Origin of the sequence: Streptomyces sp. NBC_00009, assembly GCF_045040855.1 — a bacterium.
GTDB lineage: Bacteria > Actinomycetota > Actinomycetes > Streptomycetales > Streptomycetaceae > Streptomyces > Streptomyces aureus.
Map to the genome: position 1 here is coordinate 6,352,378 of NZ_CP108312.1, position 23,002 is coordinate 6,375,379.

Sequence of the window (23,002 nt, forward strand, 5' to 3'; positions counted from 1 at the left end):
CAAGGCCTGGCGGCACGCTCACCCCACATGCCTGCGTGCCCGCAGCGCCAGGCTCAACGCGAGTACCGTCTGCGGGTCGTCCAGGTCCGTGCCGAGCAACTCGCCTATGCGGGCGAGGCGGTTGTACAGCGTCTGACGGTTCAGGTGGAGTTCGCGGGCCGTCTCCGCCTTGCGGCCCGCGTGCGCCAGATACGTCTGGAGCGTGGGAAGGAGCGGGGGCTTGGCGCGGCGGTCGTGGGCCTGGAGAGGGCCGATCGCACGCTCCACGAACGCCGCCAGGTCCGGATGGTCCCGCAGCCGCCACAGCAGCAGGTCGATGTCGAGGCGCCGCGCGTCGTACCAGGGCCGGTCCGACAGACCCTGCGCCGCCGTGGCCGTCTCGGCCGCGTGCCGCAGGCCGGCCGCGGCCGCGGCCCAGCCGCCCGCGCCGCCGACCACGACGACCGGCGGCTGCGTCCCGGCACGCTGCATGCCCGCCCGCTCGACCCCCGCCCGCAGCGCCGCCGCCACTCGGTCCGCGACCGCCGTGCGCTCCGAGTCCGACCGCAGCCCGAGCAGCAGGGGGACGCGCCCCTCGACGGGCCGTACGCCGAGCAGGACCGGAACCCCGACCGCGGCCAGCTCCTCGGCGACCGCCCGGGCGAGCACCGCCCAGCCGCCGCCGGGGGAGAGGCCCACCGAGCCCACCGACGCCTCGGGCAGCCGCATCACGACCGGCAGCAGCGGCCCCTGGCCGCCCGGCTTGAACCCGAGGACGCGCGCCTGCGCCGGGGCGTCGTCGGGCGTGATCCGGCCCTCCGCGAGATCCGTGAGGAAGTCGCCGCGGCCGCGCGCCGCCAGCTCCTCCTCCTGGCGGGCCTGCATCAGGATGACGGCGAGGCTGCTCGCCGCCCGTTCCGCCGCGATCCGGTGCACGGGCGCGAGCGGGGCCGCGACCGGCAGCAGGACGAGGCGTGCCCGCACGGATCCGGTGCCCGGCCCGCCGCCCGGTACGTCGACGAGCACGGCCCCGGCCGGCGGCTCGTCCCGGTCGGCGGGCTTGCCGCGCATCCCCTCCCACACCTGGAGCGGGTCGGCGACCTCGGGCTCGCCCCCGGCCGCGTACAGGAGCTGTCCGTCGGCCGTCTCCAGGAACACCGGGTTGCCGCTGAACTCCGCGAGAATACGCAGGACTTGGGGCACTCCGCCGCCGCCGAGCAGGGCCTCCGTACAGCGCCGGTGGACCTCCTCGGCGCGCTGGAGGAGCGCGTAGTGCCCGTTGACGATCTCGGTGTGGACCTCCTCGGTGACCGTCACGAACGGCACCTCGCGGTGCAGTTGCACCAGCGGGAGGCCGGCCGCGCGCGCGGTCTCCACCAGCGCGGCGGGAAGCCGCGCGAAGCGCTGGCCCAGCTCGATGACGAGCGCGGAGATGCCGCGGTCGGCGAGCTTGCGGACGAAGGCCCGCTGCTCGGCGGGGCGCGTACCGATGCCGAACCCGGTAGTCAGGAGCAGCTCGCCGCCCTTGAGGAGCGAGGCGATGTTGGGCACCTCGCCCGCGTGCACCCAGCGCACGGTGCGCTGCAGCCGGTCCCCGCCCGCCACCACTTCCGGGAGCCCGCTGCGCAGACCTGGCAGTTCCAGGGCCCGCTGCACGGTGATGCCGCCCTGGGTGCCGGGCGCGCTGCTGTGGGGGGCCTGAGTGTCCATGGGGCGGACGCTACCTGCGCGCACGGTCCGGGAAAACCTCCGGCCATCAGGCAGGACGCGGCTGACGCCGCCGGCGGCGCGTCCCGCAGGGGAACGCGCCGCCGGAAACGTGATCAGGAAGCCGCTCTAGCCGCCGTACGCCCCGGAGGCCGTCAGTCGCAGGGCCGTGTCGATCAGCGGAACGTGACTGAACGCCTGCGGGAAGTTGCCGACCTGGCGCTGCAGACGCGAGTCCCACTCCTCCGCGAGCAGCCCCAGGTCGTTGCGCAGCGACAGGAGCTTCTCGAAGAGCGTGCGGGCCTCGTCCACGCGGCCGATCATCGCGAGGTCGTCGGCCATCCAGAACGAGCAGGCGAGGAACGCGCCCTCGTCGCCCTCCAGGCCGTCGACACCCGCGTCCTCGCCCGTCGTCGGGTAACGCAGGATGAACCCGTCCGGCGTCGAGAGCTCCCGCTGGATCGCCTCGATCGTGCCGATGACGCGCTTGTCGTCGGGCGGCAGGAAGCCCATCTGCGGGATCAGGAGCAGCGAGGCGTCCAGCTCCTTCGAGCCGTACGACTGCGTGAACGTGTTGCGCTCCTTGTCGTAGCCCCGCTCGCACACGTCCCGGTGGATGTCGTCGCGCAGTTCGCGCCACTTCTCCAGCGGTCCGTCCGCGTCACCCGACTCGATGAGCTTGATCGTGCGGTCCACGGCGACCCACGCCATCACCTTCGAGTGAACGAAGTGCCGGCGCGGCCCGCGCACCTCCCAGATGCCCTCGTCCGGCTCGTCCCAGTGCTTCTCCAGGTAGCGGATCAGCTTGAGCTGGAGCAGGGACGCGTAGTCGTTGCGGGTCAGGCCCGTCATATGTGCCAGGTGCAGTGCCTCGGTGACCTCGCCGTACACGTCGAGCTGGAGCTGGTGCGCCGCGCCGTTGCCGACCCGCACCGGCGCCGAGTTCTCGTAGCCGGGCAGCCAGTCGAGCTCCGCCTCGCCCAGCTCACGCTCGCCCGCGATCCCGTACATGATCTGCAGGTTCTCGGGGTCGCCCGCGACCGCGCGAAGCAGCCAGTCCCGCCAGGCACGGGCCTCCTCGCGGTAGCCGGTGCGGAGCATGGAGGACAGGGTGATCGCCGCGTCGCGCAGCCAGGTGTAGCGGTAGTCCCAGTTGCGGACACCGCCGATCTCCTCCGGCAGCGACGTCGTCGGCGCGGCGACGATGCCGCCGGTCGGCGCGTACGTCAGGGCCTTGAGCGTGATCAGCGAACGGACCACGGCCTCGCGGTAGGGCCCGTGGTACGTACAGTGCTCGACCCACTCGCCCCAGAACTCCTCCGTCGCCTCCAGGGACCCCTCCGGGTCGGGGAGGGCCGGCGGCTTCTGGTGCGAGGGCTGCCACGAGAGGGTGAACGCGATCCGGTCGCCCGGCGCCACCGTGAAGTCCGAGTACGTAGTCAGGTCCTTGCCGTACGTCTCCGCGGTCGAGTCGAGCCACACGGAGTCGGGACCCGCGACCGCGACCGTACGGCCGTCGACCTTGTGCACCCACGGCACGATCCGCCCGTAGGAGAAACGCATGCGCAGCGCCGAGCGCATCGGGACGCGGCCGCTGATGCCCTCCACGATCCGGATCAGCTGCGGCGCGCCGTCACGCGGCGGCATGAAATCGGTCACGCGGACCGTGCCGCGGGGGGTGTCCCACTCGGATTCGAGGATCAGGGAATCGCCGCGGTACGTCCGGCGCGCCGCGGTCGGCGGCTCGGCCTCCGGCGCGTGCGCCGGTCCCAGCCGCCAGAAGCCGTGTTCCTCGGTGCCGAGCAGGCCGGCGAAAATGGCATGCGAGTCGAAGCGTGGGAGGCACAGCCAGTCGACTGTTCCGTCCCGGCAGACCAGGGCTGCGGTCTGCATGTCTCCGATGAGTGCGTAGTCCTCGATGCGCCCGGCCACGTGCATCTCCAGTCGAACGGCCACGTACGCCCCCGGAAGGGCGATCGCTCTGCGGTCTCTGCGGTCAAGGGTTCGTATTGGTGCGTCGTCGTGAGAAACGAACTGACGAGCTCTTGTTCCGGGAGTAACGGGCGGGGGTAGTGCCGTTTGCCGGCCTGGCTCGGCAGCGAGTGTCCGAGCAGGATACGACGCAGCGCAGTGATCCGCGCGCCGGTCCCGGCAACGAAGGTGGGCCGAAAGAGTGAGCGGTGGGTGAGGCTCCGGTGATGCTGTGGTGAGGCATGTGCGGAGCGTGGCCGGAAGCAGCCTCGCCCACTCGCTGATACCCTGGTAGCCCGTGGACCGGTGCGCTTCTGCAAGCAGTCGAAGCCCCCGAACCCGCAGCGACGGCACCCCCGGAAATCTCCGGACCAGGCAAGCCGGTACGCATTCCAGACCGCGACCACGGGAGCCCCCTCTTGGCCATGACGCCCAAATCCACGACGACCAAGCACATCTTCGTCACCGGGGGTGTCGCCTCCTCCCTCGGCAAGGGCCTGACGGCCTCCAGCCTGGGTGCGCTCCTCAAGGCGCGTGGTCTGCGGGTCACGATGCAGAAGCTCGACCCGTACCTGAACGTCGACCCCGGCACGATGAACCCGTTCCAGCACGGTGAGGTGTTCGTCACTAACGACGGCGCCGAGACCGACCTGGACATCGGCCACTACGAGCGCTTCCTCGACGTGGATCTGGACGGCACGGCCAACGTCACCACCGGCCAGGTCTACTCCCAGGTGATCGCCAAGGAGCGGCGCGGCGAGTACCTCGGCGACACCGTCCAGGTCATCCCGCACATCACGAACGAGATCAAGCACCGCATCCGCCGCATGGCCACGGACGACGTCGACGTCGTCATCACCGAGGTCGGCGGCACGGTCGGCGACATCGAGTCCCTGCCGTTCCTGGAGACCGTCCGCCAGGTCCGCCACGAGGTCGGCCGCGACAACGTCTTCGTCGTGCACATCTCGCTGCTGCCCTACATCGGCCCCTCCGGCGAGCTGAAGACCAAGCCGACCCAGCACTCGGTCGCCGCCCTGCGCAACATCGGTATCCAGCCGGACGCGATCGTCCTGCGCGCCGACCGCGAGGTGCCCACCGCGATCAAGCGCAAGATCTCCCTGATGTGCGACGTCGACGAGGACGCGGTCGTCGCCTGTGTCGACGCCAAGTCGATCTACGACATCCCGAAGGTCCTGCACACCGAGGGCCTGGACGCGTACGTCGTCCGCAAGCTGGACCTCCCGTTCCGCGATGTGAACTGGACCCAGTGGGAGGACCTCCTGGACCGGGTGCACAACCCGAACCACGAGATCGTCATGGCGCTCGTCGGCAAGTACATCGACCTGCCCGACGCCTACCTGTCGGTGACCGAGGCGCTGCGCGCCGGCGGCTTCGCCAACAAGGCCCGCGTCAAGATCAAGTGGGTCGCGTCCGACGACTGCAAGACCGCGGCGGGCGCCAAGAAGCAGCTCGGCGACGTGGACGCGATCTGCATCCCCGGCGGCTTCGGCGACCGCGGCGTGTCCGGCAAGGTCGGCGCGATCCAGTACGCCCGCGAGAACAAGATCCCGCTGCTCGGCCTCTGCCTGGGCCTGCAGTGCATCGTGATCGAGGCCGCGCGGAACCTGGCCGACATCCCCGACGCGAACTCCACCGAGTTCGACGCCGCCACCGCGCACCCGGTCATCTCCACGATGGCCGAGCAGCTCGACATCGTCGCCGGTGAGGGTGACATGGGCGGCACCATGCGTCTGGGCATGTACCCGGCGAAGCTCGCCGAGGGCTCCATCGCGCGCGAGGTGTACGACGGCAAGGAGTACGTCGAGGAGCGCCACCGTCACCGCTACGAGGTGAACAACTCCTACCGCGCCGAGCTGGAGAAGAAGGCCGGTCTGCAGTTCTCCGGCACGTCGCCGGACGGCAAGCTCGTGGAGTACGTGGAGTACCCGCGCGAGGTGCACCCTTACCTGGTCGCGACCCAGGCGCACCCCGAGCTCCGCTCCCGCCCGACCCGCCCGCACCCGCTCTTCGCGGGCCTGGTGAAGGCGGCCGTCGAGCGCAAGACCGGCGCCGCGGCGAACGGCAAGAAGGCCAAGTAAGCCGTGTAGGGCATGGGTTGTACGGTTGCCGGGGTGCGTGCCTTTTGGGGTGCGTGCCCCGGTTTCTGTTGCCCCCCGGATTCTTTTTATGTGCGTAGGAGGACGTGTCGACATGACGACGATCAAGGACACCGCCGAGGAGTGGGAGGTCCGGGCGACCGAGACCCCCTTCGTCGGGAACAAGACCTCTGTGCGCACCGACGACGTGGTCATGCCCGACGGCTCGGTCGTCCGCCGCGACTACCAGGTCCACCCCGGCTCCGTCGCCGTCCTCGCCCTCGACGACCAGGGCCGCGTCCTGATCCTCAAGCAGTACCGCCACCCCGTGCGGCACAAGCTCTGGGAGATCCCGGCCGGACTCCTCGACATCCCCGGCGAGAACCCGCTGCACGCGGCCCAGCGCGAGCTCTACGAGGAGGCGCACGTCAAGGCGGAGGACTGGCGCGTCCTCACCGACGTCTACACGACCCCTGGCGGCTGCTCCGAGGCCGTCCGCATCTTTCTGGCCCGCGACCTGTCCGAGGCGGAGGGCGAGCGCTTCGAGGTGGAGGACGAGGAGGCCGACATGGAGCTGGCCCGCGTCCCCCTGGAGGAGCTCGTACGCGGCGTGCTGGCCGGCGAGCTGCACAACAACTGCCTGGTGGTGGGGGCGCTCGCGCTGACCGCTGCGCTGGGCGGGGGCGGGGTGGAGTCGTTGCGGTCCGCCGAGGCGGCTTGGCCTGCGCGGCCGTTCGAGGCGTAGGTACGGGCCGTGCACCGGAGGGGCTGAATCCCGTCGGCCCCTCCGGTCACACCATCCGCTGATCCGATTGAGGGACATCCCCGCGCCGCCCGCCAGGGAACGCCGTTCCGCCTGAACTAGGCTCTGAAAGCGTCCCGCCCGAACCCCGGCGGGTTCGGCGCAGGTGGACGGAGCGTGGCCCGTGACGGATCAGGCGGTCGAACCGAAGGACAGACTGAAGGGCAGTCAGTTCCTGGGCCGCAGCCGTGAGTTGAAGGAACTGCGCGCCGACATCGAGCGCGCGGGGCTCGATACGATCGCCGGGCGTAAAGCGCCACGCGCGCGCGTCCTGCTCATCGCGGGCCGCCCGGGATCCGGTCGCACCGCGCTCGCCGAGGAACTCCTGGGTCAGGTCGCCGCCGGCTACCCGGACGGCATCCTGCGGACCCGCCTCACCGCCCCGGACGGCACCCGCGTCCCCACCGAACGCACGGCCCGCGAACTCCTCGACACCCTCGATCTGCCGGCGCCCCCCGGCGAGGACGAGGATGACCTCGCCGAACGGCTGCGCGAAGGGCTCTCCGTCCGCAGGGCCGTGCTGTTCCTCGACGACGCGGCGGACGCCGAACAGGTCGACCCGCTGCTCCCCGAAACCCCCGACTGCCTGGTCGTCGCCGTGTCCGAGGGGCCACTGACCGGAATCTCCGACGTGCGGCCCTGCACACTCGGCGGCCTCGACACGAAATCCGCCCTCGAGCTGCTCGGCCGGCACACCGGATCGGTCCGCATCACCGTCGACCCGCGCTCCGCGGAGTCCCTCGTCGAGGAGTGCGGGTCGCAGCCCGCGGCGCTGATGCTGGCCGGCGGCTGGCTCGCCGTACGCCCCAAGGATGCCGTGGCGGACCTGGCCAAGCAGCTGCACGCCCAGGCCGACGACGGGCCCGCGCTCGCCCGCGTCTTCCAGCACGCCTACGCGTCCCTGCCGGTGCCCGCCGCCCGGATACTGCGCTACCTGTCCCTCGCCCCCGAGGGCCATGTCGACCCGCACACCGCGTCCGCGCTGGCCGGCTGCTCCGTCTCCGCCGCGCAGACCACCCTCGACGACTTCACCGTGCTCGGCCTGGTCGGGCGGATCGACTCGGAGTTGCCGCAGTACGAGGTGCCCGGCTGCCTGATGCCGCTCCTGCGCGGCCTGACCGAGACCCACGACCGGCCCGGCGAGGTACAGCTCGCCCGCGCCCGGATGCTGGAGCGCACGGTGCGGCTGCTCCAGTCCTGCCGTGCGATCACCGAACCGGACGGCTCGCCCGCCCGCAAGAAGCTCGCGGGGCTGCCCCGAGCCCTGCGATTCCCGAGCCCCGCGGCGGGCGCCGAGTGGCTGCGGGTCCGGCGGCCCGCGCTTCTGGCCGCCGCCCGCCTCGCCGTCGCCGACGGGGAGCTCGACACCCTGGCCAGGCGCCTGATGGCGGCCCTGACGCGGGCCCTGGCCGTGCACGTCGGCGCCGAGGCCGCCGCCCCCGACCTCTACGGCATCCACCGTCTCGTCCTCGACGTCGCCGAGCGCAGGAACCTGCCCCGTGAGAAGGCCGCGGCCCTCCTGAACCTCGCCGACCTCGACGCGCGGACCGGCCGCACCCGGGAGGCGCTCACCCGCTACCGGGCCGCTCTGGACGCCGGACGCGAAGCCAGGGACCCGTACGCGACCGGCCGCGCGATGGAATCCGTAGGCGGCACGTACCAGGAGCTGGGGGACTGGCACCGGGCCGCCGACTGGTACGGGCGCGCCCTCGCCCAGCGGCTCACCCGCGGCGAGCGCGCCGACGCCGCGCGGCTGCATGGCCGCATCGGCACGGTGAACACCTACGCGGGCCGCTACGGCGACGCGCTGCGCAGCTGGCGCTCGGCCGCCGCCGGGTATCGCAAGGAGGGTGATGTCGCAGCTCAGGCGCGGGCGTTGAGCGAGATGGCGCGTGTCCAGGAGTACGCGGGCCGGCCCGAGGAGTCGCTGCACACCTGCCAGGAAGCGGTCGAGTGGGCGCGCCAGGCCAAGGACGTGCGGCTGCAGGCCGCGCTGCAGCTCCGCCTGGCCGACACGCTCGACCGGCTCGGCGACCCCGCGGCCGCGAAGCTGCACCGCGGTGCAGCCGAGCGCATGCTGGGAGAGGAGCTACCGATCGAAGGAATGACTCCGGAACAGGGTGCTGATGCCTACGAAATCCGTAGTGCATCCGAAGAAGATTGATGCTTTGAAAGGCTAGACAGCTAGAAATCCTTCATTAGACTGGCTCCGCCGCGTACTTCCGTGGTGTCTCCCGGTGCGCCCCCAAGCGCACGGGTATGAAGTGCATTGCCCGAGATATTCCCTGAGCCAAGGACCGTGATCGACGATGAAGGTCGGCATCCCCCGCGAGGTCAAGAACAACGAGTTCCGGGTGGCCATCACCCCCGCCGGTGTGCACGAGCTCGTGCGCAACGGCCACCAGGTCTTCGTCGAGCAGAACGCCGGTGTCGGCTCCTCGATCACGGACGACGAGTACGTCTCGGCCGGTGCGCAGATCCTCGGCACCGCCGACGAGGTCTGGGCCACCGCTGACCTGCTCCTGAAGGTCAAGGAGCCGATCGCGGAGGAGTACCACCGCCTCCGCAAGGACCAGACGCTCTTCACCTACCTGCACCTCGCCGCCTCCAAGGAGTGCACGGACGCGCTCCTGGAGTCCGGCACCACCGCCATCGCGTACGAGACGGTCGAGACCCCGAACCGCGCGCTCCCGCTGCTCGCCCCGATGTCCGAGGTCGCGGGCCGCCTGGCCCCGCAGGTCGGCGCCTACCACCTGATGGCCGCCAACGGTGGCCGCGGTGTCCTGCCGGGCGGTGTCCCGGGCGTGCTCGCCGCCAGGGCCGTCGTCATCGGCGGCGGCGTCTCCGGCTGGAACGCCGCGCAGATCGCCATCGGCATGGGCTTCCACGTGACCCTGCTCGACCGCGACATCAACAAGCTCAAGGAAGCCGACAAGATCTTCGGTACGAAGATCCAGACCGTCGTCTCCAACGCCTTCGAGCTCGAGAAGGCGTGCCTCGAGGCCGACCTCGTCATCGGTGCCGTCCTCATCCCGGGCGCCAAGGCCCCGAAGCTGGTCACCAACGAGCTCGTCTCCCGCATGAAGCCGGGAAGTGTCCTTGTCGACATCGCGATCGACCAGGGCGGCTGCTTCGAGGACTCGCACCCGACGACGCACGCCGAGCCGACCTTCCCGGTCCACAACTCGGTCTTCTACTGCGTCGCCAACATGCCCGGCGCCGTGCCCAACACGTCGACGTACGCGCTGACGAACGCCACGCTGCCGTACATCGTCGAGCTCGCGAACCGCGGCTGGGTCGAGGCGCTGCGCCGCGACCCGGCGCTCGCCCTGGGCCTCAACACCCATGACGGCAAGGTCGTTTACCGTGAGGTCGCCGAGTCCCACGGCCTCGAGTACACCGAGCTGGAGTCCCTGCTCGGCTGACGTCGACGACTCTTCGACCACTTCCGTCAACGGAAGTCGTCAATCTCACGCCTACGGCCGGACCTTGTGAGGGGTCCGGCCGTATGCGTATCACTTGGGCATCAATACGGACTTGGTCAACTCGCCTCGAACGTAACCCTTTAACCGATTCGCGCACCCGCGAAACGCTTCGAACCGACGCCGTGCACCCTTGACACAAGGGTGTTCCGTTGCCGACACATCGGGCCGGGTCCGGCGGATTGTGTTGCTGCGGAGCGGTGACACGCCATAGAGTCGCCAACCGTCGGCATGGTGCCACGCTGACCTATCTAGAAGTTTCCTGGTCACCAAGGAGGTAAGACGACTTGTGAATGAGTCGACATTTACTCCCGGGGGTGGTCAACCAGGAACGGTTGCGAGGGAGCAAGGTCCCGCGGGGCTCGAGGCTGTCGGCTCCGTCGCGGTCCGTACCTTTGCCGCCCGTCAGAGCAGCCCCCTGCAGACGCAGACAGCACCCCAGAGCATGGATGGCCATCACGTGAACGCCATGGCCGGCGACCGAAGTGGCGAACGCTCCCACTTCGCCGACTACGACGAACTGCCCGAGGGGCACTTCTACGACCCCGACGCCGAGTACGAGCCGGACCCCGAGTACGCGGCCACGCTCGCGCCCGACGCTGCCCGTCAGCGCCGCGAGCGCGTCGGCCCGACCGGGCGCCCGCTCCCGTACTTCCCGATCCCAGGCCCGCTGACCGACCACGGCCCCGCGAAGATCATCGCGATGTGCAACCAGAAGGGCGGCGTCGGCAAGACCACGTCGACCATCAACCTGGGTGCCGCGCTCGCGGAGTACGGACGCCGGGTCCTGCTCGTCGACTTCGACCCGCAGGGCGCGCTCTCGGTCGGTCTCGGCGTGAACCCGATGGAACTCGACCTGACGGTCTACAACCTGCTCATGGAGCGGGGCATGGCCGCGGACGAGGTCCTCCTGAAGACCGCGGTTCCGAACATGGACTTGCTGCCGAGCAACATCGACCTGTCCGCCGCCGAAGTGCAGTTGGTGAGCGAGGTCGCGCGCGAGTCCACGCTCCAGCGGGCGTTGAAGCCGCTGATGGCCGACTACGACTACATCGTGATCGACTGTCAGCCCTCGCTCGGCCTGCTCACCGTGAACGCCCTGACGGCGGCTCACAAGGTGATCGTGCCCCTCGAGTGCGAGTTCTTCGCGCTGCGCGGTGTCGCGCTCCTCACGGAGACGATCGAGAAGGTCCAGGAGCGGCTCAACCCCGACCTGGAGCTCGACGGCATCCTCGCCACGATGTACGACTCCCGCACGGTGCACAGCCGTGAGGTGCTCGCGCGTGTGGTCGAGGCGTTCGACGATCACGTCTACCACACCGTGATCGGCCGGACCGTGCGCTTCCCGGAGACCACGGTCGCCGGTGAGCCGATCACGACGTACGCCTCCAACTCGGTCGGCGCGGCCGCCTATCGCCAGCTCGCCAGGGAGGTGCTCGCCCGGTGTCACGCCGAGTGAGTCTGCCGGGGGCCGACGAACTGTTCCGTACGACCGGAGGAATGGGGCTCCAGGCCTCCTCCCCGAGGCGCCCGGCCAACGGCGAGGCGCGGGTGCCCGCACCGGCGGGTGAGAGCGACGCCGTCGCCGCCGAGGAGAAGCAGCGCGGCGAGGGCGGCGAGAGCGCCGAACACGCGGCGGCGGACGACGAGTCGGGCGAGTCCCGCAGTCGCGCCACCGAGGGCGACAAGCCCGCGGGGCGCCGCCCGCCGCAGGAGCAGGAAGGTTCTGCCTCCGCGGGGTCGTCGCGCAAGCGCTCCCGGGCGGCCGCCAACCGGCGGCCCAGCGGGCGTGAGCGCCACGACGAGAAGATCACGGTGTACGTCTCCGCCGAGGAGCTGATGGACCTCGAGCACGCGCGCCTCGTGCTCCGCGGGGAGCACGGGCTCGCCGTGGACCGCGGCCGCATCGTCCGCGAAGCGGTCGCCGTGGTGCTCGCCGACCTGGAATCGCGCGGAGACGCGAGCATTCTCGTACGCCGACTGCGCGGGCGGTAGCGGTAACGTCCGCCTGATGCCCGGATACGACGACTCCTCCACGCCCGGCCGGGGCGCGCGGCGACGCGCGCTGGGCCGGGGCCCGGGGGCGACGCGCCTGCCGGCGCCGGGGCCGGGGGTAGTACCTGAGCCGGAGCTCGTTCCGGAGTTTGATCCCGAGGCGGAGGCCGTTCCTGAGCCGGAGCTCGTTCCCGAGGCGGAGTTCGTTCCGGAGCCGGAGGCCGTTCCTGAGCCGGAGTTCGTTCCCGAGTCGGAGCCCGTTCCCGAGCCGGAACTTGGAGCGCCGGCAGAGCTCGTGGCTGAGCCGGATCTGGGGCCTCAGGAGCCGGCGGGCTCCGACCCGGAACCCGAACGTGAGCAGCCTGTGCCCGATGACGGGCGTTTCAAGGTGCGGCTGGCCAACTTCGAGGGGCCCTTCGATCTGCTCCTCCAGCTGATCTCCAGGCACAAGCTGGACGTCACCGAGGTCGCGCTCTCCAAAGTGACCGACGAGTTCATGGTGCACATCCGCGCCATGGGGCCCGAGTGGGATCTCGACCAGACCACCGAGTTCCTCGTCGTCGCCGCCACGCTGCTCGATCTCAAGGCCGCCCGGCTGCTGCCGACCGCCGAGGTCGAGGACGAGGCCGACCTCGCGCTCCTCGAAGCGCGTGACCTCCTGTTCGCCCGGCTGCTCCAGTACCGCGCGTACAAGAAGATCGCCGACATCTTCAGCGAGCGGCTCGACGAGGAGGCGCGGCGCTACCCGCGGACCGTCGGTCTGGAGCCGCACCACGCCGAGCTGCTGCCGGAAGTCGTCATCAGCATCGGGGCGGAAGGATTCGCCCGGCTCGCCGTGAAGGCGATGCAGCCCAGGCCGAAGCCCCAGGTGTACGTCGACCACATCCACGCCCCGCTGGTCAGCGTGCGCGAGCAGGCCGGGCTCGTCGTGGCGCGGCTGCGGGAGCTGGGCGAGGCGAGTTTCCGGGTGTTGGTGGAGGACACCGACGACACCCTGACCGTCGTGGCCCGCTTCCTGGCGCTCCTTGAGCTGTACCGGGAGAAGGCCGTCAGCCTGGAGCAGGAGGAGGCCCTCGGGGAGCTTCTCGTGCGCTGGACCGGTGGGGAGAGCGACGGGGAGCCGGCCGTCACGGACGAGTTCGACAGGCCTCCCGAGACGGCCGACAAAGACGGTAGAGACGGTGAAGAGACGACGGCCGACAAAGACGGTAAAGAGACAAAGGCCGAGCGGGGCGGGGCGGAGGAGAAGCAGTCATGACGGGCACGAGTGGGCAGGAAGCCGTCGCCGGGGCCGACCGGGTCGCCGAGCTGGATCTCGGGCCGGCCCTGGAGGCCGTACTGATGGTCGTCGACGAGCCCGCGACCGAGGAGCACCTCGCGAAGGTCCTGGACCGGCCGCGCAGGGCCGTGGCGGACGCCCTGCGGGCCCTGGCGGACGAGTACACGGTCCAGGGCCGCGGATTCGAGCTGAGGCTCGTGGCGGGCGGCTGGCGGTTCTACACCCGGCCGCAGTACGCGGCGGCGGTCGAACGCTTCGTGCTCGACGGGCAGCATGCCCGGCTCACCCAGGCAGCGCTGGAGACCCTCGCGGTCGTCGCGTACCGCCAGCCGGTGAGCCGATCGCGGGTCTCCGCCGTGCGCGGAGTGAACTGTGACGGCGTGATGCGGACCCTCCTCCAGAGGGGCCTCGTCGAGGAGGCGGGCGCGGAACCCGAAACAAGTGCGATCCTGTACAGGACGACGAACTACTTTCTGGAGCGGATGGGCCTGCGCGGCCTGGACGAGCTCCCGGAACTCGCGCCCTTCCTTCCGGAGGCGGACGCGATCGAGGCCGAGACGCAGGAAGGGGTCCCGTCGTTCGACCCGGACGCACCCGATGCGCCGGGTTACGAGGACGCAGACGACTAGACGGAACTTTTGATGCGAAGCAGCAGCAGCGGCAGGAACAGCAGCGGAAACAACGGCGGGAGCCGTGGTGGCAACAGCGGCGGCCGCGGCAGCAGTGGCGGCGGTGGCGGTCGCGGCGGCAGCGGTGGCCGCGGCGGTAGCGGTGGTGGCGGCGGTGCTCGCGGCGGCAGCGCCGGCGGCGCTCGCGGGAGCTACCGCGGTGCCGGCAACGACCGGGACGACAAGCAGGGCCGGCCGAGCAAGCCGCGTCCCGAGGAGCGGCGCTACGACGTGAGCCCCGCCGACGGCGGCGGCGCGCCGAAGAGGGGCCGGGGCGCGGCAGCGCGCGGCGGCGCCAAGGGCGGCCCCCGCACCTCCCAGGGCACCGGCGCCCGCGGCGGCGGTCGCAGCGGCGCCCCGGGGACCTCGCGGGAGTACGACGCCCGGCAGGAGGAGCGCAACCGCGACCGGTACGCGGGCAGGCCGGACATCAAGACCCCCAAGACCTTCCCGGGCGCCGAGCAGGAGGGCGAGCGGCTCCAGAAGGTGCTCGCGCGGGCCGGTTACGGCTCCCGGCGCGCCTGCGAGGAGCTCGTCGAGCAGGCTCGGGTCGAGGTCAACGGCCAGATCGTGCTCGAGCAGGGGCTGCGCGTCGACCCCGAGAACGACGAGATCAAGGTCGACGGTCTGACCGTGGCGACCCAGTCGTACCAGTTCTTCGCGCTGAACAAGCCGGCCGGTGTCGTCTCCACCATGGAGGACCCCGACGGCCGCCAGTGCCTGGGTGACTACACGAACAACCGCGAGACGCGGCTGTTCCACGTCGGGCGGCTCGACACCGAGACCGAGGGCATCATCCTGCTCACCAATCACGGAGAGCTGGCCCACCGCCTCACCCATCCCAAGTACGGCGTGAAGAAGACCTACCTCGCGCACATCGTGGGCCCGATCCCGCGCGACCTGGGCAAGCAGCTCAAGGACGGCATCCAGCTGGAGGACGGGTACGCGAAGGCGGACCACTTCCGCGTCGTCGAGCAGACCGGCAAGAACTACCTGGTCGAGGTCACCCTGCACGAGGGCCGCAAGCACATCGTGCGCCGCATGCTCGCGGAGGCCGGGTTCCCGGTCGACAAGCTGGTGCGGGTGTCCTTCGGGCCGATCGCGCTCGGCGACCAGAAGTCGGGCTGGCTGCGGCGCCTGTCCAACACCGAGGTCGGCATGCTGATGCAGGAGGTCGACCTCTAGAAGCGCCTGGGCACCCCGCCCCGGCAGGGGCCTGGCTCTTGTGTGTGCCACCCCCCTCTCTTTATAGTCGGTAAGACCATAAAGAGAGGGGGGTGGTGTGCGTGCAGGGCTATGACAAGCACGCCTTCGAGCCCTTCGCCGTCACCGTCGATCTGGCCGTCTTCACGATCCGGGACGGCGCGCTGAGGGTGCTGCTCGTCGAGCGGGGGCAGGCCCCGTACGCGGGACGCCTGGCGCTGCCCGGCGGTTTCGTCCTGCCCGACGAGTCCGCGGAGACGGCGGCGGCGCGCGAACTGGCCGAGGAGACCGGCCTGTCCGACGTCACCGGACTGCACCTGGAACAGCTGCGCACCTACAGCGACCCGGACCGCGACCCCCGGATGCGGGTCGTCTCCGTCGCGTTCGCGGCCCTCGTGCCCGACCCGCCCGAGGTGCGCGGGGGCGGTGACGCCGCCCGCGCGGACTGGCTGCCGTACGGCACGGGCGCGTACGGCCCGCTCGCCTTCGACCACGACCGGATCCTCACCGACGCGCACGAACGCGTCGGCGCCGGCATCGAGAACACCTGCCTGGCCACGGCCTTCTGCCCGCCCGAGTTCACCCTCGGCGAGCTGCGGGGAGTCTACGAAGCGGTGTGGGGCGCCGGGCTCGACCCCGCGAACTTCCGGCGCAAGGTCCTCGCCACCCCCGGCTTCGTCGAACCGGTGCTCGGCGCCGCCCGGCTCACCGGCGGCCGCGGCAAGCCCGCCGCGCTCTACAAGGCAGGGCCCGCCACCACCCTGCACCCGCCCCTGCTCAGGCCCCCCGTGGAAGGACGACCCTCATGAAGAAGCGTGCGGCGACCGGCTCCCTCGTCGGGCTCGCCCTGGGGGACGCGCTCGGCTTCCCGACCGAGTTCAACGACGTGCCGTCGATCCTCGCCAAGTTCGGGCCGTGGCGGCAGATGGCTCTGCCCAAGCCCGCGATCGTCACCGACGACACCCAGATGACGCTCGCCCTGGGGCGAGGCCTGCGCACGGCGATGGACCGCGGCGTGCTCGCGCCGATGGGCATGACGCGGCCCGTGCGTGAGGAGTTCATCGACTGGTACCAGTCGCCGGAGAACAACCGCGCCCCCGGCAACACCTGCCTCCAGGCCTGCTACCTCCTCAAGACCGGCAAGCCCTGGCAGGAGGCCAGCCGCATCGGGTCCAAGGGCTGCGGCGCCAACATGCGCGTCGCGCCGGTCGGCCTGATCCCGGGCCTCAGCGACGAACAGCGCGCGGGCGCCGCCCAGTTGCAGTCCGGGCTCACGCACGGCCACCCCACGGCCCTCGCCGCGTCCGACCTCACCGCGCACGCCGTTCACCTCCTGGCGCAGGGCGCGGAGCCGACCGGACTCGTCGGGATGCTGCGCTCGTACGCGTACGAGAACCGGCAGAAGTACCACGAGGCCTGGCTCGGCGACCTGTGGGCGCACGCTGCCGACCCGAGCCCGGAGCACTTCATCGCGCGCGGCTGGGACGACTGCCTGGCCGCGCTCGAACGGCTCCAGGAGGCGCTGGCCTCGCCGTCGCCCGAGACCGACCCGTGCCTGGCCACCGGCGCGGGCTGGATCGCCGAGGAGGCGCTCGCCACGGGCCTGCTCTGCTTCCTGCTCTTCGTCGACGAACCCGTCACCGCCCTGCGCCGCGCCGCCTGCACCTCGGGCGACTCGGACTCGATCGCCTGCCTCACGGGAGCCTTCGCCGGGGCGTACCTGGGCGACGAGGTCTGGCCGGCGGACTGGTCGGAACGGATCGAGTACCGCAGCGACCTGCTGTCGCTCGGCGCGCTCTGGGACGCGTGATCGATGACGATGTGCCGGACAGGGGCCTGGTCTGTGCGCGTCGTCTTCGACGAACGTCAGAGGGGGGCTCAGCGGGGCTCAGCGGGTGTAAGGCCGCGGCTCCGGCTCAAGGGCTGACGCCCGGCGCACCCCGAACAGGAAGTCCGCCACTCGCGCCCGGTCCGGCTCGGCCGGGAGCGGGGTGCGGGCGGCGGCTTCCTCCGCCTCGCCGCCCAGGCACTGCATCCGGGCCACCACGTCGTCCCAGGAAACCTCGCCCCGTTTCACCGCGAGGAGTGCCTCACGGTCCTCGCCGACGTCGAGGGTCAGCCGGCCGGTGCGGAGCAGGTCGCGGCAGGAGGTGAGGAGGCGCAGCAGATGCATCGCGTGCTTCCAGCGCGGGGCGCCGTACTGGCGGACATCGGCGTCGAGCTTCTTGCGCTGGCCCATCGCGTAGCCGGTGAACGTGACGTGGACCTGCCGGGACAGAAACGCGTCGCGCAGGGCGAGCAGCTCGCGGCCCGTGTCGGTGAGGTGCTCGACCAGAGGCGAGTGCAGGCACTCCAGGATGTTCGGATTGGCCCGCAGGGCGAGCTCGCAGAAGCGCTCCAGCTCCCAGGAGAACTGCTCGTCCGCCGGACCGTCGACGTGCGTCGGCGGCTTTTCGAACCGCCAGAACATCGGCGTCGGCGCCACGAACACGCCCCGGCGATCGGTGTCGCTGTCGTCCGTGGCCAGGCCGAACGCCCGCGACCCCATCACGCAGGAGTAGATCGTGTGGTCGCGCACCAGGTCCAGGGCCTCTGTCATGGACGGAGCGTACGGGCCGTGCCCGGCCGGAGCGGCCGAATTTCCGGTGCCATCGATCTTCCGGAGAGCGGGCCGGGCAGGGCTGCCCGAGTGGCGACAGGGTGTGGGTGGGGTCACATTGGCAGGGTCTGTGGACCCCCGGAGCGAGCCCAAATCAAGACTTCAAGAACGTTCTGAAAGGCGTGACCATGGCGGGTAACAACGATCTGGGAAGCCTGCTCAGCGGCCTCCTCGGTGACAAGGCGGGCGGCTCGGCGGGCGGAGTCCTCACCTCGCTCCTGGCGGCGTTCACCCAGGGCCAGGGCGGCTCCGCGGGCGGCAACCCGCTGGGCGGCCTCCTGGAGGCGCTCGCCAAGTCGGGCCTCGGCGGGCAGGCGCAGTCCTGGGTCGGCACCGGCTCGAACGAGCAGCTGACCCCGGACCAGGTCAAGGAGGCCCTGCCGGACGCCACGCTGCAGAAGGTCGCGGCGGAGTCGGGCGTCAGCCCCGACCAGGCGGCGAACGACATCGCGAGCGCCCTGCCCACGGCCGTCGACAAGCTGACCCCGGAGGGCGAGGTGCCGGGCCTCTCGCTCGACGAGCTGGTCAAGCAGCAGAAGTTCTGACCTGCCGGCCGGAGACCGGAAGCTCTGATGTACCGCACCGTGCGCGGCGTCCGTCTCGGCAGGCGGGCGCCACGCGCCGGTGTCTGCGGGGCTGACTAGGCTTGGCACCTCATGAGCTGTACGTACGCGAGCAAGGAGCGACACCGTGGCGGTACGAGCGGTCCGGGGCGCCGTCCAACTGGAACGGGACGAAGCCGGACACATGGACGAGCAGGTCAGCGAGCTGCTCACCGCCATCCTTGAGCGGAACGGGCTGACCTCCGACGACCTGATCTCGATCTGGTTCACGGCCACCCCCGATCTGCACGCCGACTTCCCGGCCGCCGCCGCCCGCAAGCTGGGCATCGTCGACGTGCCGCTGATCTGCGCGCAGGAACTCGACATCGAGGGGGCGCTGCCGCGCGTCGTCCGCGTCCTCGCCCATATCGAGTCCGAGCTGCCGAAGTCCGGGATCGCGCACGTGTACCTCGGCGCCGCCGCCGCCCTGCGCAAGGACATCGCCCAGTGAGAACCGCCCTCGTCATCGGCACCGGCCTCATCGGCACCTCGGCCGCCCAGGCGCTCGCCTCGCGCGGCGTGCACGTGCACCTCGCCGACCACGACCCGGCGCAGGCCCGCACCGCCGCCGCGCTGGGCGCCGGCACCGACGAGGCGCCCGAGGGACCCGTGGACCTGTGCGTGGTGGCCGTGCCGCCCGCGCACGTCGCGACGACCCTGGCCGACGCGATGCGGCGCGGGGTGGCCCGCGGCTACCTCGACGTCGCCAGCGTCAAGGGCGGCCCGCGCCGCGAGCTGGAGGCCCTCGGCCTCGACCTCAGCCCCTACATCGGTACGCACCCCATGTCGGGCCGCGAGCGCAGCGGGCCCCTGGCGGCCACCGCGGATCTCTTCGAGGGCCGCCCCTGGGTGCTGACGCCCACCCGCGACACCGACACCGAGGTCCTGAACCTCGCGCTGGAACTGGTCGCGCTGTGCCGGGCCGTCCCCGTCGTCATGGACGCGGACGCCCACGACCGCGCCGTCGCCCTCGTCTCCCACATGCCGCACCTGGTCTCCAGCATGGTCGCGGCCCGCCTGGAGCACGCCGAGGAGTCGGCCGTACGCCTGTGCGGTCAGGGCATCCGGGACGTGACGCGCATCGCGGGCTCCGACCCCCGCATGTGGATCGACATCCTCTCCGCGAACCCCGGCCCGGTCGCCGACCTGCTCTCCGCGGTCTCCGCCGACCTCGACGAGACGGTGAGCGCCCTGCGCTCCCTCCAGTCCTCGGACGAGGCGAAGCGCGGCGAGGGCGCCACCGGCATCGAGGAAGTCCTGCGCCGCGGGAACGCGGGCCAGGTCCGCGTCCCCGGAAAGCACGGCGCGGCCCCGGCGGCGTACGACACCGTGGCGGTCCTCATCTCCGACCAGCCCGGCGAGCTGGCCCGGATCTTCGCCGACGCGGGCGCCGCGGGCGTCAACGTGGAGGACGTCCGCATCGAGCACGCGACCGGCCAGCAGGCGGGCTTCGTCCAGCTGATGGTCCAGCCGGCGGCGGCCCCGAAGCTGACGGCGGCACTGCGCGACCGGGGCTGGGCGATGCGCCAGTAGGTCCTGTCCTCAGGGGCTGTAAGGGCAGGGTGCTTGAGCCAGTAACCTTGTGCGGGGCGCCTTTGCGCCCCGCCTCCCTGTCCCGTGCACTGAGAAAGGTGTCCGCAGCCCCGTGGAAACCGCCGCAACCGCCGCAAGCGCCGCCCCGGCAGCAGTGATCGTCGCCATCGACGGCCCCTCCGGCACGGGCAAGTCGAGCACCTCCAAGGCCGTCGCCGCCCAGCTCGGGCTCAGCTACCTGGACACCGGCGCCCAGTACCGGGCGATCACCTGGTGGATGGTGAACAACGGCATAGACCTGACCGACCCGACGGCCATCGCCGCCGTGGCCGGCAAGGCCGAGATCGTCTCCGGCACCGACCCGTCCGACCCGACGATCGCGGTCGACGGCGTCGACGTCGCCGGTCCCATCCGCACCACCGAGGTCACCTCGAAGGTCAGCGCCGTCAGCGCCGTCCCCGAGGTGCGTGCCCGCATCACCGAGCTGCAGCGCTCCATCGCCGCCTCGGCCGGGCAGGGCATCGTCGTCGAGGGCCGTGACATCGGTACGACCGTCCTGCCCGACGCCGACCTGAAGATCTTCCTCACCGCGTCGCCGGAGGCCCGCGCGGCCCGCCGCAGCGGTGAGCTCAAGGGCGCCGACGTGAAGGCGACCCAGGAGGCCCTGATCAAGCGGGACGCCGCGGACTCCAGCCGCAAGACGTCCCCGCTGGCCAAGGCCGGCGACGCCGTCGAGGTGGACACGTCCGAGCTCACGCTCCAGCAGGTCATCGAGTGCGTGGTCACCCTCATCGGGGAGAAGCGGGCGGCGAAGTGACCGCGGCTTCCCCCTCGGAAAGAGGCGCGGAGGTCGGCCGCCGTATCGGGGTCGGCCTCATGTACGGGCTGTGGAAGCCCCGCGTCCTCGGCGCCTGGAAGGTCCCCGCGACCGGCCCGGTGATCCTGGCCGTCAACCACGCGCACAACGTCGACGGGCCGATGGTCATGGGCGTCGCGCCCAGGCCGACGCACTTCCTGATCAAGAAGGAAGCCTTTGTCGGACCGCTCGGCACATTCCTGGGCGCCATCGGCCAGGTCGAGGTGGACCGCTCGACGGCGGACCGTACGGCGATCACGCGTGCGCTGAGCGTGCTCGACGAGGGGGGAGTCCTCGGGATCTTCCCGGAGGGCACCCGAGGGGGCGGCGACTTCGCCTCCCTGCGGGCCGGCCTCGCGTACTTCGCGGTGCGCAGCGGGGCGCCGATCGTGCCGGTGGCGGTCCTGGGAAGCACGAACAAGCGCGGCCGGCTGATAAAGGCGCTGCCGCCGCTGCGCAGCCGCGTCGATGTCGTCTTCGGGGACCCGTTCCCGGCGGGCGACGGCAGCGGGCGGCGTACGCGCAAGGCGCTGGACGAGGCGACCGTGCGCATCCAGGAGCGGCTCACCGCCCACCTGGAAAACGCCAGGCGCCTCACCGGGCACTGAGCGAGACTTTCAGTAGTGGACCGCCGTAAGTGATCAGACGGTCCACCGATCACCACGATGAACGACGAGGTACGGACTTCATGAACGACCAGATCCAGCCGGAGGGCTCGGCCGAGCACGAGCACGGGGCCCTTGGCGACGCGGAGTACGCGGAGTTCATGGAGCTCGCCGCGGTAGAGGGCTTCGACATCGAGGACGTCGAGGGCGCGATCGAGGAGGCGGGCCACGGCCCGCTGCCCGCACTCGCCGTCGTCGGCCGCCCCAATGTCGGCAAGTCGACCCTGGTGAACCGCATCATCGGCCGCCGCGAGGCCGTCGTCGAGGACAAGCCGGGCGTCACCCGCGACCGCGTCTCGTACGAGGCCGAGTGGGCGGGCCGCCGCTTCCGGCTCGTCGACACGGGTGGCTGGGAGCAGGACGTCCTCGGCATCGACGCGTCCGTGGCCGCGCAGGCCGAGTACGCGATCGAGACCGCCGACGCCGTCGTTTTCGTCGTCGACGCCACGGTCGGCCCCACCGACACCGACCTGGCGGTCGTACGGCTGCTGCGCAAGGCCGGCAAGCCGGTCGTGCTGTGCGCCAACAAGGTGGACGGGCCGAGCGGCGAGGCGGACGCCACCGCCCTGTGGTCCCTTGGCCTCGGCGAGCCGTACCCGGTGTCGGCCCTGCACGGCCGCGGCACCGGCGACATGCTGGACGCCGTCATCGAGGCGCTGCCCGACGCTCCGGCGCAGACCTTCGGCACCGCGATCGGCGGCCCCCGCCGCGTCGCCCTCATCGGCCGCCCGAACGTCGGCAAGTCCTCCCTCCTGAACAAGGTGGCGAACGAGGACCGCGTCGTCGTGAACGAGCTGGCGGGCACCACCCGCGACCCGGTCGACGAGCTCATCGAGCTCGGCGGCAAGACCTGGAAGTTCGTCGACACGGCGGGCATCCGCAAGCGGGTACACCTGCAGCAGGGCGCCGACTACTACGCGTCCCTGCGCACCGCCGCCGCCGTCGAGAAGGCGGAGGTCGCGGTCATCCTGATCGACGCGTCCGAGTCGATCTCGATCCAGGACCAGCGCATCGTGACGATGGCCGTCGAGGCGGGCCGCGCGATCGTCGTCGCGTACAACAAGTGGGACACGCTCGACGAGGAGCGGCGCTACTACCTGGAGCGCGAGATCGAGACGGAGCTCGCGCAGGTCGCGTGGGCGCCCCGGGTGAACGTGTCGGCGACGACCGGGCGCCACATGGAGAAGCTCGTCCCCGCGATCGAGACGGCTCTCGACAGCTGGGGGACGCGCGTTCCGACGGGCCGGCTCAACGCGTTCCTGGGTGAACTGGTGGCCTCGCACCCGCACCCGGTCCGCGGCGGCAAGCAGCCCCGCATCCTCTTCGGCACGCAGGCCGGCACGAAGCCGCCGCGGTTCGTGCTCTTCGCCTCGGGCTTCATCGAGGCCGGCTACCGCCGGTTCGTGGAGCGGCGCCTGCGCGAGGAGTTCGGTTTCGAGGGGACGCCGATCCACATTTCGGTCCGGGTGCGCGAGAAGCGCGGCCGCAAGAAGTGAACTAGCGCC

The 23,002-nt window shown here is 71.3% G+C and carries 20 protein-coding genes; 17 read left to right on the forward strand and 3 right to left on the reverse strand.

Annotation, left to right across the window (positions count from 1 at the left end):
* Positions 1-18: 18 nt before the first annotated feature.
* Together OHA58_RS28710 and OHA58_RS28715 are read right to left on the reverse strand one after the other, a co-directional pair.
* Positions 19-1,689, reverse strand: coding sequence for a PucR family transcriptional regulator (locus OHA58_RS28710; RefSeq protein ID WP_405482365.1), 1,671 nt, complete (start codon positions 1,687-1,689; stop codon positions 19-21).
* 126 nt (positions 1,690-1,815) lie between these two features.
* Positions 1,816-3,624, reverse strand: a complete 1,809-nt coding sequence (locus OHA58_RS28715) for a glycoside hydrolase family 15 protein (protein ID WP_116502887.1) — start codon at positions 3,622-3,624, stop codon at positions 1,816-1,818.
* 458 nt (positions 3,625-4,082) lie between these two features.
* On the opposite strand from OHA58_RS28715, the gene OHA58_RS28720 reads away from it, so the two are divergent.
* The 11 genes from OHA58_RS28720 to OHA58_RS28770 all read left to right on the forward strand — a co-directional run bounded on the left by OHA58_RS28720 (position 4,083) and on the right by OHA58_RS28770 (position 16,992).
* Complete coding sequence (locus OHA58_RS28720; protein ID WP_405482366.1) at positions 4,083-5,756, forward strand: CTP synthase; 1,674 nt, start codon at positions 4,083-4,085, stop codon at positions 5,754-5,756.
* Between the two features lie 112 nt (positions 5,757-5,868).
* On the forward strand, positions 5,869-6,498 hold the full coding sequence (locus OHA58_RS28725) for an NUDIX domain-containing protein (RefSeq protein ID WP_405482368.1): 630 nt from the start codon (positions 5,869-5,871) through the stop codon (positions 6,496-6,498).
* 181 nt (positions 6,499-6,679) lie between these two features.
* On the forward strand, positions 6,680-8,719 hold the full coding sequence (locus OHA58_RS28730) for a tetratricopeptide repeat protein (protein WP_405482370.1): 2,040 nt from the start codon (positions 6,680-6,682) through the stop codon (positions 8,717-8,719).
* Positions 8,720-8,864: 145 nt separating this feature from the next.
* Complete coding sequence (gene ald, locus OHA58_RS28735) at positions 8,865-9,980, forward strand: alanine dehydrogenase (protein WP_116502891.1); 1,116 nt, start codon at positions 8,865-8,867, stop codon at positions 9,978-9,980.
* Between the two features lie 346 nt (positions 9,981-10,326).
* Positions 10,327-11,496 carry a ParA family protein gene (locus OHA58_RS28740; protein ID WP_116502892.1) on the forward strand — a complete coding sequence of 390 codons (1,170 nt, stop codon included), beginning with the start codon at positions 10,327-10,329 and terminating at the stop codon, positions 11,494-11,496.
* Positions 11,481-12,032, forward strand: coding sequence for a hypothetical protein (locus tag OHA58_RS28745; RefSeq protein ID WP_405482372.1), 552 nt, complete (start codon positions 11,481-11,483; stop codon positions 12,030-12,032). Before OHA58_RS28740 ends, OHA58_RS28745 begins: the two co-directional genes overlap by 16 nt.
* Positions 12,033-12,048: 16 nt before the next feature.
* Positions 12,049-13,290, forward strand: coding sequence for a segregation/condensation protein A (locus tag OHA58_RS28750; protein WP_405482373.1), 1,242 nt, complete (start codon positions 12,049-12,051; stop codon positions 13,288-13,290).
* The gene (gene scpB, locus OHA58_RS28755; protein WP_405482374.1) at positions 13,287-13,940 is read left to right on the forward strand and encodes an SMC-Scp complex subunit ScpB; all 654 of its coding nucleotides are present in this window, start codon (positions 13,287-13,289) and stop codon (positions 13,938-13,940) included. Before OHA58_RS28750 ends, scpB begins: the two co-directional genes overlap by 4 nt.
* 12 nt (positions 13,941-13,952) lie before the next feature.
* On the forward strand, positions 13,953-15,164 hold the full coding sequence (locus OHA58_RS28760; protein WP_405482375.1) for a pseudouridine synthase: 1,212 nt from the start codon (positions 13,953-13,955) through the stop codon (positions 15,162-15,164).
* Positions 15,165-15,265: 101 nt separating this feature from the next.
* Complete coding sequence (locus OHA58_RS28765) at positions 15,266-15,991, forward strand: NUDIX domain-containing protein (RefSeq protein ID WP_405482376.1); 726 nt, start codon at positions 15,266-15,268, stop codon at positions 15,989-15,991.
* Complete coding sequence (locus tag OHA58_RS28770) at positions 15,988-16,992, forward strand: ADP-ribosylglycohydrolase family protein (RefSeq protein ID WP_405482378.1); 1,005 nt, start codon at positions 15,988-15,990, stop codon at positions 16,990-16,992. The genes OHA58_RS28765 and OHA58_RS28770 overlap by 4 nt, the downstream gene beginning before the upstream one ends.
* A 78-nt stretch (positions 16,993-17,070) precedes the next feature.
* Here the strand turns inward: OHA58_RS28770 and OHA58_RS28775 are convergent, their stop codons facing one another.
* Positions 17,071-17,781, reverse strand: a complete 711-nt coding sequence (locus OHA58_RS28775) for a DNA polymerase beta superfamily protein (RefSeq protein ID WP_405482379.1) — start codon at positions 17,779-17,781, stop codon at positions 17,071-17,073.
* A 188-nt stretch (positions 17,782-17,969) separates the two neighbouring features.
* Between OHA58_RS28775 and OHA58_RS28780 the strand changes: the two genes are divergently transcribed.
* From OHA58_RS28780 to der, 6 genes are all read left to right on the forward strand, one after another.
* On the forward strand, positions 17,970-18,386 hold the full coding sequence (locus tag OHA58_RS28780; RefSeq protein WP_405482381.1) for a YidB family protein: 417 nt from the start codon (positions 17,970-17,972) through the stop codon (positions 18,384-18,386).
* Positions 18,387-18,531: 145 nt separating this feature from the next.
* Positions 18,532-18,894 carry a chorismate mutase gene (aroH, locus tag OHA58_RS28785; protein ID WP_405482382.1) on the forward strand — a complete coding sequence of 121 codons (363 nt, stop codon included), beginning with the start codon at positions 18,532-18,534 and terminating at the stop codon, positions 18,892-18,894.
* Positions 18,891-19,976, forward strand: coding sequence for a prephenate dehydrogenase (locus OHA58_RS28790; protein ID WP_405482383.1), 1,086 nt, complete (start codon positions 18,891-18,893; stop codon positions 19,974-19,976). Before aroH ends, OHA58_RS28790 begins: the two co-directional genes overlap by 4 nt.
* 112 nt (positions 19,977-20,088) lie before the next feature.
* Positions 20,089-20,793, forward strand: coding sequence for a (d)CMP kinase (gene cmk, locus OHA58_RS28795; RefSeq protein ID WP_405482384.1), 705 nt, complete (start codon positions 20,089-20,091; stop codon positions 20,791-20,793).
* Positions 20,794-20,852: 59 nt separating this feature from the next.
* On the forward strand, positions 20,853-21,440 hold the full coding sequence (locus OHA58_RS28800; protein ID WP_405485229.1) for a lysophospholipid acyltransferase family protein: 588 nt from the start codon (positions 20,853-20,855) through the stop codon (positions 21,438-21,440).
* Positions 21,441-21,520: 80 nt separating this feature from the next.
* Positions 21,521-22,993 (forward strand): ribosome biogenesis GTPase Der, encoded by a 1,473-nt coding sequence (gene der / locus OHA58_RS28805; RefSeq protein ID WP_405482385.1) that lies wholly within the window; start codon positions 21,521-21,523, stop codon positions 22,991-22,993.
* Positions 22,994-23,002: the final 9 nt, after the last annotated feature.